This is a genomic window from Mesorhizobium sp. B263B2A, from assembly GCF_020165775.1.
GTDB lineage: Bacteria > Pseudomonadota > Alphaproteobacteria > Rhizobiales > Rhizobiaceae > Mesorhizobium > Mesorhizobium opportunistum.
In genome coordinates, this window is record NZ_JAIUIU010000010.1 from 144434 (window position 1) to 156895 (window position 12462).

General features: G+C 63.0%; 11 protein-coding genes. 7 read left to right on the top strand and 4 right to left on the bottom strand.

What is annotated here, in order from left to right; translation table 11 throughout:
- The first annotated feature begins 128 nt into the window (after window positions 1-128).
- Complete coding sequence (locus LB568_RS17715) at window positions 129-845, top strand: HAD family hydrolase (RefSeq protein ID WP_013893730.1); 717 nt, start codon at window positions 129-131, stop codon at window positions 843-845.
- A gap of 63 nt (window positions 846-908) precedes the next feature.
- On the opposite strand, the gene LB568_RS17720 is transcribed toward LB568_RS17715, so the two are convergent.
- The 3 genes from LB568_RS17720 to aceA form a co-directional block, all read right to left on the bottom strand.
- Window positions 909-1352 (bottom strand): response regulator, encoded by a 444-nt coding sequence (locus tag LB568_RS17720; RefSeq protein WP_224730785.1) that lies wholly within the window; start codon window positions 1350-1352, stop codon window positions 909-911.
- Window positions 1353-1603: 251 nt separating this feature from the next.
- Window positions 1604-1846 (bottom strand): hypothetical protein, encoded by a 243-nt coding sequence (locus LB568_RS17725; RefSeq protein ID WP_006202762.1) that lies wholly within the window; start codon window positions 1844-1846, stop codon window positions 1604-1606.
- 63 nt (window positions 1847-1909) lie between these two features.
- The gene (gene aceA / locus LB568_RS17730) at window positions 1910-3199 is read right to left on the bottom strand and encodes an isocitrate lyase (RefSeq protein ID WP_224730786.1); all 1290 of its coding nucleotides are present in this window, start codon (window positions 3197-3199) and stop codon (window positions 1910-1912) included.
- Between the two features lie 235 nt (window positions 3200-3434).
- On the opposite strand from aceA, the gene LB568_RS17735 reads away from it, so the two are divergent.
- The 6 genes from LB568_RS17735 (at window position 3435) to LB568_RS17760 (ending at window position 10407) form a co-directional block, all read left to right on the top strand.
- Window positions 3435-4883 (top strand): helix-turn-helix domain-containing protein, encoded by a 1449-nt coding sequence (locus LB568_RS17735; RefSeq protein ID WP_224730787.1) that lies wholly within the window; start codon window positions 3435-3437, stop codon window positions 4881-4883.
- Window positions 4884-5019: 136 nt separating this feature from the next.
- The gene (locus tag LB568_RS17740; protein WP_224730788.1) at window positions 5020-5973 is read left to right on the top strand and encodes a DMT family transporter; all 954 of its coding nucleotides are present in this window, start codon (window positions 5020-5022) and stop codon (window positions 5971-5973) included.
- A 324-nt stretch (window positions 5974-6297) separates the two neighbouring features.
- The gene (locus LB568_RS17745) at window positions 6298-7395 is read left to right on the top strand and encodes a polyamine ABC transporter substrate-binding protein (RefSeq protein ID WP_224730789.1); all 1098 of its coding nucleotides are present in this window, start codon (window positions 6298-6300) and stop codon (window positions 7393-7395) included.
- Between the two features lie 76 nt (window positions 7396-7471).
- Window positions 7472-8614, top strand: coding sequence for an ABC transporter ATP-binding protein (locus tag LB568_RS17750; protein ID WP_013893736.1), 1143 nt, complete (start codon window positions 7472-7474; stop codon window positions 8612-8614).
- A 9-nt stretch (window positions 8615-8623) separates the two neighbouring features.
- Window positions 8624-9592 (top strand): ABC transporter permease subunit, encoded by a 969-nt coding sequence (locus LB568_RS17755; RefSeq protein WP_224730790.1) that lies wholly within the window; start codon window positions 8624-8626, stop codon window positions 9590-9592.
- Entirely contained in the window at window positions 9589-10407 is an 819-nt protein-coding gene (locus LB568_RS17760; RefSeq protein WP_224730791.1) for an ABC transporter permease, read from the top strand. Before LB568_RS17755 ends, LB568_RS17760 begins: the two co-directional genes overlap by 4 nt.
- A 26-nt stretch (window positions 10408-10433) precedes the next feature.
- On the opposite strand, the gene LB568_RS17765 is transcribed toward LB568_RS17760, so the two are convergent.
- Complete coding sequence (locus LB568_RS17765; protein ID WP_023776571.1) at window positions 10434-12287, bottom strand: AsmA-like C-terminal region-containing protein; 1854 nt, start codon at window positions 12285-12287, stop codon at window positions 10434-10436.
- Between the last annotated feature and the right edge of the window lie 175 nt (window positions 12288-12462).

Sequence of the window (12462 nt, forward strand, 5' to 3'; positions counted from 1 at the left end):
GATTTCGGAGTATAGCCGTGCCCGGCTACCGAAGGGAAGGGGAGCCACTGCCGGCATTTGGCTTCGCGGTTGAAAATCGCCCGCGGGTCGGCTTACGTTAGGGGCGTTCTGCACAGAAGAAATCGGCGATGCGAACCAGTAGCGAAGTGACGACGATAGGCTTCGACGCCGACGATACGCTTTGGCAGAACGAGCAGTTCTTCCGCATGACCGAAAAACGCTTCGCCGCCATGCTTGCCGATCATGCCGAGGAGAAACAGATCTCGGCGCGACTGCTGGAGGCCGAACGGCGCAACCTTGCCGTTTACGGTTTCGGCATCAAGGGATTTACGCTGTCGATGATCGAAACGGCGATCGAGGTCACCGACGGGCGGGTGCCGGCTTCGGTCATAGCGGAGATTCTCGATGCCGGCCGCGAGATGCTGAGCCACCCGATCGAGCCCTTGCCGCACGCGCGTGAGACGGTGGAGAAACTCGCCGGCGCCTACCGCTTGGTGCTGATCACCAAGGGCGATCTCTTCGACCAGGAGCGCAAGCTGGCCGGATCGGGCCTCGGCGACCTGTTCGACGCGGTCGAGATCGTCAGCGACAAGAATGCCGCGACCTATGCGCGCCTCTTCAGCCGCCATGGTGACGGTCCCGCAAAGAGCATGATGGTCGGCAATTCATTGAAGTCGGATGTGGTGCCGGCCATCGAGGCCGGCGGTTGGGGCGTGCATGTGCCGCACGAACTGACCTGGGTGCTCGACCATGTCGAGGCGCCGGTCGCCGAGCCGCGGTTCCTGCAGATATCCGATCTCGGGCAATTGCCCGAACTTGTTCAGGGCATCACGAAACGAGGTTGATCGCTGCTTCCACCAGCCAGGTCTCTCGCGGTTCCGGACTGAAAACCGCTTCCCCGACTTGCTTTAGCGGCTGACCAGGCGATCGATCACCGGTTGCAGCCGTTCAGGTGTGATCGGCTTGGTCACAATCGCATCGATGATACTCGACAAGCCCAGGCTTTCCGCGGTGCCATTATTGGTCGAAAGCAGGATCACGGGAGGGAACGATTTCCCCGAAGCGCGCCGCAACGTTTCGATGCCGGACATCAGATTGTCGCAGTCCTTGTTGTCGGGGCCGCCGTCCAGCACGATCGCGCCGGGGACCAGCAAGCGCAAGGTCCGCGCCGCCATGTCGGGTGATTCCGAGATTGGTCGGAGCCCGGAGCGCTCGACAATCTTCGACACCACCACGCGATTGATCGGCGATTTTCCGACGACCAGCACCTTCGAGGGATCGTGGATCGTCTCGCTGCTTGAACCTCGGGTCCCCGGATTCAGATGTCTTCCGGTCTCGCCCTCACGATTCACAGGGCACCCAAGTCGGCCAAGAAGCTCGCTCCCGTTTCAATGCAGAGTTGAAATCCGAGCGACAATTGGCGTGAGATCGCCCCCGTGTCAAGTTGAAATAAAAAGGCTCCCGAGAGCACCTGGTACGACAGTGGAGTCAAGCAACAGTACTGTACTGCCCTGTCCACTGCTTGGTCGCATGAAAATAAAATTCACCTGCGCATATGCTGCGCAGGTGAAGGGCCGGTTGCAACGATTTCCGGTCAGCCCGGTCAGCCATGGCTCTGCTGCGTGACGATCACCGGGATCAGCAGATCGCCCCAATTGCCGTCGCCGCCATGGTGCCTGGCCGAACGCACGAGCTCCACCGAGACACCTGCCTCGACCGCCTTCATCACCGACTGGTTCAGCCTGTGCAGGTCGTTGGCCAGCATGCGGATCGTCGCCTGCTGGTCGACGCTCATCGTGGTGGACTGCTCTTCCGCCCGTTCCTTGACGCGGCTTATCGATGCCATTGGTCTTCTCCTGTGTCCGAAGCCCTGTCGGGCGTTTCCTCTGTTGGTCGTCTTTTCGTGGACTTATTCCGCAGCCGGCTTGAACTGCGCGTGCTCCGTCGATTCATGCATGGCGGTGGTCGACGACTGGCCGCCGGTGATCGCCATCGACACGGCGTCGAAATAGCCGGTGCCGACCTCGCGCTGGTGCTTGGTCGCGGTGTAGCCGTTGGCTTCCGCGGCGAACTCGGCTTCCTGCAACTCGGAATAGGCAGCCATCTGCCGCGCCTTGTAGCCGCGTGCCAGTTCGAACATGCCATAGTTGAGCTGGTGGAAGCCGGCGAGCGTGATGAACTGGAACTTGTAGCCCATGGCGCCGAGCTCCTTCTGGAACCTGGCGATCGTTGCGTCGTCGAGGTTCTTCTTCCAGTTGAACGACGGCGAGCAATTGTAGGCGAGCAGCTTGTCAGGGTGATGCTTGCGCACGCCCTCGGCGAATTTCCTGGCCTGCGCCAGATCCGGCTTGGACGTCTCGCACCAGATCAGGTCCGCGTGAGGCGCATAGGCGACGGCGCGGGCGATGCAGGGCTCGATGCCATTGCGCACATGATAGAAACCTTCAACCGTGCGCCCCGCGCCATAGTCGACGAAAGGCTGGTCGCGTTCGTCGATGTCGGAGGTCAGCAGCTTCGCGGCTTCCGCATCGGTGCGGGCGACAACCAGCGTCGGCGTGCCCATCACGTCAGCCGCCAGGCGTGCGGCGTTGAGGTTGCGGATGTGCGCGGCGGTCGGGATCAGCACCTTGCCGCCGAGATGGCCGCACTTCTTTTCCGACGCCAGCTGGTCCTCGTAGTGCACGCCGGCGGCGCCCGCCTCGATGAATGCCTTCATGATCTCGAACGCGTTGAGCGGTCCGCCGAAGCCGGCTTCCGCATCGGCGACAATAGGCGCGAACCAGGTCTCGACCGAAAGCCCGTTGCCCTCTGAGGTCTCGATCTGGTCGGCGCGCTGCAGTGTGCGGTTGATGCGCTTGACCAGCTCGGGCGCCGCATTGGCCGGATAGAGCGACTGGTCCGGATACATGGCGGACGCCGTGTTGGCGTCGGCGGCAACCTGCCAGCCCGACAGGTAGATCGCCTTCAGCCCGGCGCGCACCTGCTGCATCGCCTGGTTGCCGGACATGGCGCCGAGCGCGTTGACGAAATCCTCCTCATGGATGAGCTTCCACAGCCGGTTGGCACCCATTTCGGCGAGACTCTGGCGGATCTGCACCGAACCGCGCAACCGCTTCACATCCCCCGGCGAATAGGGACGTTCGATCCCGTCGAAACGGCCTTCCGGCGCCGATGGAACGAGGTTGTAAAAATCAGTCATGGGATACTCCGAAGGATTGCTGCGCTATGGCCGGCGGCCACTCATTGGCTTGCTGGAATGTGACTGAATTTACATTGCGGCGCGGAATGAGCCAGTTAAATCAACAAACATGCCGGGATATAAGGGAAAACTTGTGTTGTGTTTGACAGAGAGTCGCTGTAAATTTGTCAAGATTGTAAAGAAACCGGCAGCGTGATTGCCAAAAAAGTGTGTAAATTCCTGTCAAGGATAGCCGATGGCTGACCAGAAGATCTTCGCCGGGCCGCGCATCCGCCGCATCCGCAACGCCAAGGGCTTGACCCAGACGGCGATGGCCGAGGGGCTCGGCATCTCGCCGTCCTATCTCAACCTGATCGAGCGCAACCAGCGGCCGCTGACGGTGCAGCTGATCCTGAAACTGGCGTCCGTCTATAAGGTCGATCCGCATGAGTTGCAGGGCGAGGCAAGGGGGTCTGTCGCTGCCCTGAAGGAAGTGTTCACCGATCCGCTGCTGGTCGGCGAGTTGCCTGGAGATCAGGAGCTGATCGAGCTTGCGGAGGCGGCGCCCAATGCGTCCGCCGCGGTGATAAAGCTGTTTCGCGCCTATCGCGAGCAGGCCGAGCGGCTGTCCGATCTCAACGAGCTTCTCGCCCGCGAGGGGCGGGCGACGGCGCTTTCCGGCGCCCGCCTGCCGATCGACGAGGTACATGAGACCTTCGAGCGGCGGCCGAACCATTTTTCGGCACTCGAGGAGGAAGCCGAGGCTTTTACGTCAGTGCTCGATCCCGGCGACGACCTGTTCGGCGCGCTGAAAGCCTGGCTGAAGCGCGAATACGGCATCGTCGTCAAGGTGCTGCCGGTTGCCACCATGCCGAACTGGCGCCGCCGTTACGATCGCCACTCGCAGCGGCTGTTCCTGTCGGAGCGGCTATCGCCGTTCGACCAGCTGCGCGAAGTGGCGATGGAAGCCTGCCTGATCCGCATGACGGTCGCGGTCGCCGGCGAGATCCAGGCGCTCAAGCTGAGCACGGACGAAGCCCGTCGTCTCGCCCGCTTCGAACTCGGCCGCTATGCGGCGCATGCGCTGATGATGCCCTATCAGGCCTTCTACGCCGCCGCCGTTCGCGCCCGCTACGACATCGATGTCCTGCGTTCGCGCTTCGGCGTCTCCTTCGAGCAGGCGGCGAACCGGCTGACCATGCTGCAGCGGTCGGGCGCCCCGGGGGTGCCCTTCTTCATGCTGGAGGTCGACAATGCCGGCAACCGCTTCCGCAAGGCCGGCAGCCAGGGTTTTCCGCACAGCCGCTTCGGCGGCGGCTGCCCCAAGCTGCCCGTGCATGTCGCCTTCTCCCAGCCCGGCCAGGTCTTCGTCGAAGCGGTGGAAATGCCCGACGGCGCCGAGTTCCTCTGCATCGCCCGCACGCTGGAAGGGCCGCAGGGCGCGTTCTCCGAACGACCGCGCCGCACCGCGATGCTGCTCGGCTGCGACATCGGCTTTCGCGACGACATCGTCTATGGCGCGGCACTGCCCGGCGCGGCGTCCGCCGGAAAGTCCGGACCAGGTGCCATTGCGGCGACGCCGGTCGGGCCCGCCTGCCGGCTTTGCGAACGCGTCGGCTGCCTGGCGCGTGCCGAGCCGCCGGTGACGCGTCCGCTCGGCCTCGACGAGATGGTAACCGGCCTGAGCGCCTTCGACTTCCAGTAACGCGGCAGCAAAGGTGCCACAATCGTCGCCGGTGTCTGGATCACCCGCGGCTCAAGTCTTTGCGCTACGCGAACAGAGCAGTTTTTTGTCGTCCCTTGCGCATCGTCCCGTCCACAAAAGCTCGACAGTCGCGCCCATGACAGACGCAGCATCATCGCCCGGCCTTGTTAACCCGACAGCCTCGCCGCGCGAGGAACGGGTCGGTATGCTTTTGGTCTTCCTGTCGGCGCTGATGTGGAGTTTCGGCGGCACCATCGCCCGCTTCATCACCGTCGGCGACAGCTGGACGGTCATCTTCTGGCGCTCCGTCTGGGCCGCCGCCTTCCTGCTCTCCTTCATGGCCTGGCGTGACGGCTGGCGCGGCATGCTGAGATCGTTTCGCGACATGGGCCTGCCCGGTCTCGCCGTGGGGTTCTGCTTCGCCATCGCGTCGACATCCTTCGTCGTGGCACTCGCCTACACGACTGTTGCCAACATCCTCTTGATGCAGGCTGGCGTGCCGCTTCTGGCGGCGCTGTTTGCCTGGGTGCTGTTTCGCGAACGGGTGACTGTGGTGACCTGGGTGGCGATCGCCGCCGTCATCACCGGCGTTGCCATAATGGTGTCGGAATCGCTCGATGGCGCCGTTTCGCCCATGGGGGACGGGCTGGCGCTGCTGATCGCATTCATGTTCTCGATCGCAACCGTCATCACCCGGCGGTTCTCCAGCGTGCGCATGACGCCTGCGACCTGTCTCGGCACGATCCTGGCTGCCGGCTTGGCGGCGTCGCAGGCGTCGACCTTCGCGGTGTCGGCCAGCGACATGGGCTTCCTCTTCGCCTTCGGCGTCGTCAATCTCGGCATTGGCCTCGCTTTCTTCGCCACCGGCGCGCGCCTGGTCCCGGCGGCCATCGCGGCGCTGCTCGGCACGTTCGAGCCGATTCTCGGACCGATATGGGTCTGGCTCATCCATTCCGAGGTGCCGTCCGGGCGCACCATCGTCGGCGGCGCGGTGGTGGTCACGGCGCTGCTTGTCCATATCGGGCTAGAGTTCAAGCGCCAGGCACGGCCGCAGCGGGCAGGCGTCACCGGGGTGCCGTCGCCTAATTGATGCCGGCCCGAAGCTTTGCCATTGACAACGTCGCTGCCGCCCGGGCAGGCTGGGAATACGGCAACAACAAGACAGGCGTATCTTGCCAAGTCTCCCCGGCGGCCCGATCGAGACCGGACCACATTCCTGTATTTCTGTCCGCGCGGCGGCGAAAGCTTCTGACGGCGCCGTAATTCCTTCCAGTCCAGGACAGCCGGACGGCCGCAGGCGGCGCGCCGATTGGTGCTTGTTGTCCCCTGGAAAGCTCAACACCCTGACGAAAATGCCCGGCCGCGCGCATGCCGCGACGAGCCGGCGACGGAACACTCACCAAAGGAGAATAGCATGATCCGCAAAGCGCTCTGGCTTTCGGCGACCTCGGTATTTCTGACCCTCTTCACCGCCGGCGGTCACGCCGCGGACCGCGTCGTCAACGTCTTCAACTGGTCGGACTACATCGACAGTTCGATCATCGACGACTTCACCAAGAAGACCGGCATCAAGGTGGTTTACGACACCTTCGATTCCAACGAGATCCTGGAAACCAAGCTGCTCGCTGGCGGCAGCGGCTACGACGTCGTCGTGCCGAGCGGCAATTTCCTGGCTCGCCAGATCCAGGCCGGTGTGTTCCAGAAGCTCGACAAGTCGAAGCTGCCGAACATCTCCAACATGTGGGACACGGTTTCGGAGCGCACAGCCAAATACGACCCCGGCAACGAATACTCGGTCAATTACATGTGGGGCACCGTCGGCATCGGCTACAACATCAAGAAAGTGCAGGCGGCACTCGGCACCGACAAGATCGACAGCTGGGATACGTTCTTCAATCCGGACAGCCTCGCCAAGTTGAAGGACTGCGGCGTCTATGTGCTGGATTCACCAGCCGACATCATTCCGGCGGCGCTGAAATATCTCGGTCTGGACCCGAACAGCACCTCGCCCGAGGACATCGCCAAGGCCGAGGACGCGCTGATGAAAGTGCGGCCCTTCATCAGGAAGTTCCATTCTTCCGAATACATCAACGCACTCGCCAATGGCGACATTTGCCTGGCGGTCGGCTGGTCGGGTGACGTATTCCAGGCACGCAACCGCGCGGTCGAGGCCAAGCAGGGCGTGGAAATCGGCTATTCGGTGCCGAAGGAAGGTGCCCAGATGTGGTTCGATCAGATGGCGATTCCGGCCGATGCGCCGCATACCGCCGAGGCACTCGAATTCATCAACTACATGATGACGCCGGAAGTGATCGCCAAATCGTCGAACTATGTGCTCTACGCAAACGGCAACAAGGCGTCGCAGCAATTCGTCGACAAGTCTCTTCTGGACGACCCGTCGGTCTATCCTGACGCGGCGACGTTGCAGAAGCTCTACACTGTCCAGCCGTACGATCCCAAGACCCAGCGCATCATCACGCGCAGCTGGACCAAGATCGTCACCGGCCAGTAAGCAATCCGACACGACCCCGGCAGCCAACTGCCGGGGTCGATTTTCTTTGGGGACTCAGGACAGACGGAGTGGGGATATGAAATCGCTTGGCAGCATCCGCAGGGATTTCGCGCCATGGAACGACCCGAACGCCAAGCCATACATCCAGTTCGAGAACGTCACCAAGAAGTTCGGTGACTTCACCGCCGTCAACAATCTGTCGCTGACCATATTCGAGCGCGAATTCTTCGCGCTGCTGGGCGCCTCCGGCTGTGGAAAGTCGACGCTGCTCAGGATGCTTGCCGGCTTCGAGGAACCGACGGCGGGACGCATCCTGCTCGATGGCCAGGATTTGCGCGGCATTCCGCCCTATCGCCGGCCGGTCAACATGATGTTCCAGTCCTATGCCCTGTTCCCGCATATGACGGTGGAAAACAACATCGCCTTCGGCCTCAAGCAGGAAGGCATGGCCAAGCCCGATATCGAAAAGCGCGTCGCCGACATGCTGAAGCTGGTCAAGCTCGAGCAGTTCGCCAAGCGCAAGCCGCACCAACTCTCCGGTGGCCAGCGCCAGCGCGTCGCCCTTGCCCGCTCTGTCGCCAAGCGCCCGAAGGTGCTGCTGCTGGACGAGCCGCTCGGCGCGCTCGACAAGAAGCTGCGCGAGGAAACCCAGTTCGAACTGATGGACCTGCAGCAGGAACTCGGCCTCACCTTCGTCGTCGTCACCCACGACCAGGAAGAGGCGATGACCATGGCCGATCGCATCGCCATCATGGACAAGGGCGAAGTCATGCAGGTTGCGACACCGGCGGAAGTCTATGAGGCTCCGGCATCGCGCTTCGTCGCCCATTTCGTCGGCAACGTGAACATGTTCGAGGGCAAGGTTGCCGAACAGTCAGCCAACACGACGCGCATCACCGGCCCAAGCGGAGCCCAGATCGTCGTCGAGAATGGTGGCGCGGCTGCAAAGGCCAATGCCGACATCGTCTTCGCCATCAGGCCGGAGAAGATCAGGGTCTCGTCGAAGAAGCCGGCAGATGCCGTCAACGCTCTGGAGGGCGAAGTCTACGACATCGCTTATCTCGGCGACATGACCGTCTATCACGTCAGGCTGGACGACGGGCAGATCATCAGGGCAAGCGCCTTGAACGCGGTGCGCGTGACCGAGGATCCGCTGACCTGGAACGACCGCGCCTGGGTGTCTTTCCGACCCGACGCCGGCGTCGTGCTGGCGCGGTAGGGGGCTGATATGTCCAACATCGCTGTCACCGACGCCGCCGTGCCATCGGTCGCCGACAAGCCGTTCCTGGCGCGGCTGGGCGCCGGCTTCGTCAACCGCCTCGTCATCATCGTCCCCTATCTCTGGCTGCTGTTCTTCTTCCTCGTCCCCTTCGTCATCGTCTTCAAGATTTCACTGTCGCAGACAGCGATCGCCATGCCGCCCTACACGCCGGTGCTGGGCTTCAAGGACGGCGTGTCAGGCTTCTTCGCCGGGTTTCGCGATCTCAACTTCGACAACTATGTCTGGCTGACGCAGGATGCGCTCTATTTCAAAGCCTACGTCACCAGCCTGATCATCGCCGCCATTTCGACCGTGCTCACGCTGCTGGTCGGCTACCCCATCGCCTACGGCATGGCGCGCGCGCCGGCCACCATCCGCCCGACCTTGCTGATGCTGGTGATCCTGCCGTTCTGGACGTCGTTCCTGATCCGGGTCTATGCCTGGATCGGCATCCTGAAACCCGAGGGACTGCTCAACCAGCTGCTTTTGTCGCTGCACATCATCAACCAGCCGCTGGTCATCCTCAACACCTACACGGCGATCTTCATCGGCATCGTCTATTCCTACCTGCCGTTCATGGTGCTGCCGCTCTATTCGTCTTTGGAAAAGATGGATTATTCGCTGATCGAGGCGGCCAAGGATCTCGGCTGCCCGCCGACCGCCGCTTTCTGGAAGATCACCTTCCCGCTATCCCTGCCGGGCGTCATTGCCGGTTGCCTTTTGGTATTCATCCCGGCCGTCGGCGAGTTCGTCATCCCCGACCTGCTCGGCGGTTCGCAGACGCTGATGATCGGCAAGACCTTGTGGAACGAGTTCTTCGCCAATCGTGACTGGCCGGTCTCTTCGGCCGTGGCCGTCATCCTCCTGCTTCTGCTGACCGTTCCGATCATGCTCTTCCAGCAGGCACAGGCGAAGGCGCAGGAGCAGGACAAATGAACACCACCTGGAGCCGCTTCAACGTCACCTCGATCGTGCTGGGCTTTGCCTTCCTGTACCTGCCGATCGTGCTGCTCATCGTCTTCTCCTTCAACGAGTCCAAGCTCGTCACCGTCTGGGGCGGCTTCTCGACCAGATGGTATGTGTCGCTGTTCCACAATCAGGGCCTGATGGACGCCACCTGGGTCACGGCGCGCGTCGGCGTCATTTCGGCCACGGTGGCGACCGTGCTCGGCACGTTGGCGGCGCTCACCCTGACGCGTTACACCCGGTTCAGGGGCAGGGTGCTGTTTTCCGGCATGGTCTTCGCCCCGCTCGTCATGCCGGAAGTCATCACCGGCCTGTCGCTGCTGCTGCTCTTCGTCGCCGTCGGTCTCGACCGTGGCTTCCTGACCGTGACGCTCGCTCATATCACGCTGACCATGTGCTTCGTGGCGGTCGTCGTTCAGTCGCGCCTGGTTTCCTTCGACCGTTCGCTGGAGGAAGCAGCGATGGATCTTGGTGCAACGCCGACGAAGACCTTTTTCCAGATCACGCTGCCGGTCATCATGCCGGCGATCGTGTCCGGCTGGATGCTGGCTTTTACGCTGTCGCTCGACGATCTGGTCATCGCCAGCTTCACCTCCGGGCCGGGCGCCACCACGCTGCCGATGAAGATCTACAGCCAGGTCCGTCTCGGCGTGACGCCGGAAATCAACGCGGCCTGCACCATCCTGATCGCTGTGGTCGCGATCGGCGTCATCATCGCCTCGATCGCCAACAAACGGCGTGAGGTGCAGCGCCAGCTGGATGAACAGGCCGCCCAGCGCGGTTAGCTGCGCGGTGGATGTTCGGGTGGGGCCTACTCGCCCGAAACGCCGCGGCTTATCGGCGAAATGAACGGCGTGCTCCATGTCCCGCCGACGAAGAAGGACGACTGGTTGGGGCCTTGCTGGCCATTCGCCTGCGTGGCGGCCTGGTCCGGCTGGATGACGCCGCCGGACAGTGCCAGCCCGCGCCCGGCGTAGGAGGCGATCCCGGAAAGCCAGATCTTGTATTTCGCCGAATTGGCCTCGGCCTTGTCCAGCCTTGCCACGCCTCTCGAAATGGTTGCCTTCACTTCGGCGCCGTCGATCGGCAATGTCCCGTCCGAAACGTCATCGAGTGCAAAGAAGCCGCCTTGTTCGGTATGCTTGAGGAAGGCCGGCAGGTTGAACTTGCTGAGCGCGCCGGGGCCGAAGGTCGCCGAGACCGAGCCATCGGCATTTTCAAAGATCGAATCCCAGGTCCTGCCCGGTCCCTTGAGGATGACCGAAACCGTACCCGTGCCTACCGGCACCAGCCGGGTCATCCCGGCAGCCGTAGCGAACGCACCGCCGTCGACATCGGATGCGAGCAGCCGGATTTCGACCTGGGTGCCCTCGGGCTTGCGGTCGAAACGAAGGCTGGTCTGGATGTTGCCGCCAAAGGCCGAGGCGTCGGAGATGTCGAAGACGGAAAGGCCATCCTTGACCTGGGCGGTGGCGGCGACATCGGCAAGCTGGATGGCACCCGCCGTGGCATGCGCCGCCGACAGCCTGAGATCGAGGTTGATCCGATCGGCAAAACTTGTCTCGACGTCACCTGGTCCGGCTCCGCTTGCCGGTCCCAGCGGCGTGAAGGCGGACAGAAACGACCTGAGGTCGAGTGTGTCGAAGGCAAGCGTGCCCGAAATCACCGGCTGCGCGTCGCCAAGCGACAGGTCCAGCGCGCCCATACCTGGATTGTTGTCCAGCGCCAGTGCGGTGTTCTCGAACTTGATGCGCCCGGCCGACGCGGTGACCTTGCTCGAAATGCTGACCGAGCCGATCGCCGCGCTCGGCGCGATGCCAGCCTGCGTCCATTCCAGCACGCGACGCAGCGAGGGAGCCGCGAACTTCACCTGGCCGTCGAAATAGGCGTTCTCGGACATGCTGGCCGTGCCGTCGAAGGAGAAAGTGGCGGGCGCAGCCTTCAATGACAGGGCAAGCGGTGCCATGCCGCCGGCAAACAGCACCAGCGGCTTTGCCGAGGCGGCGTCCACGGTCACGCTTTCGCCGCGCCAGATTCCGGTTGCCGACAGCGTCGCATTGCTGTTCATCGCCGCCCAGGTCGCCTGGCCGCTGAGGCTGCTCAGGATCTCCACGTCCTTGCCGTTGACGGATGCCACCATGCGGCCGTCCCTGAACTCCACCGTGCCGAACGTGTCGGTCGGCAGCTTGTCGAGATCGGGCTTGGCGGGATCGGCACTGACCACGCCGCGCGCCGCGTCGATGGAGCGCGCGATGCGGCCGCCGGTCGGCGCCGTCGGCAGGAACAGGCCGTCCGCCGACCGCTGCACCCGGATCGTCGGCCGCACCAGCCGTGCCGTGGAAAACTCCACATCGCCGCGCAATGCCGCCATGGCCGAGAGGTCGACCTCGACCCGTTCGGCCTCGACGACCGGCGGCGCATCGGTGTCCGTCCACTTCGACAGCGTCACATCGGTCAGGATCGCGCGGAAATTCGGCCAGACCTCGATGCGCGGCGAGCCATCGATGGCGACGCGAAAGCCGCTCCACGCGCTCATTTCCCAAGCGATGCGGTCGCGCACGATGCGCGTCGAGGCGATCAGCGGCAGGGCGGCGACCACGAGAGCGATGACGATTACGGCAGCGCCGATCGCCCATACTCCGCGGCGGATGAAGGATGACGGCATATCGCCCTGTATGCTTCCGTTCCGACAAAAATCGTCCAGTCGTCACTACGACTTAGGGCTGAGGCATTTCAAGTCTTTATGGCCCGGCGATGGCATTTGCGCACACTTGCCCGCATCGGCCGAACAAAATCTTGCTCTGCTGCGCTGCGATATGCATAAGCGGTGACGACCTTGG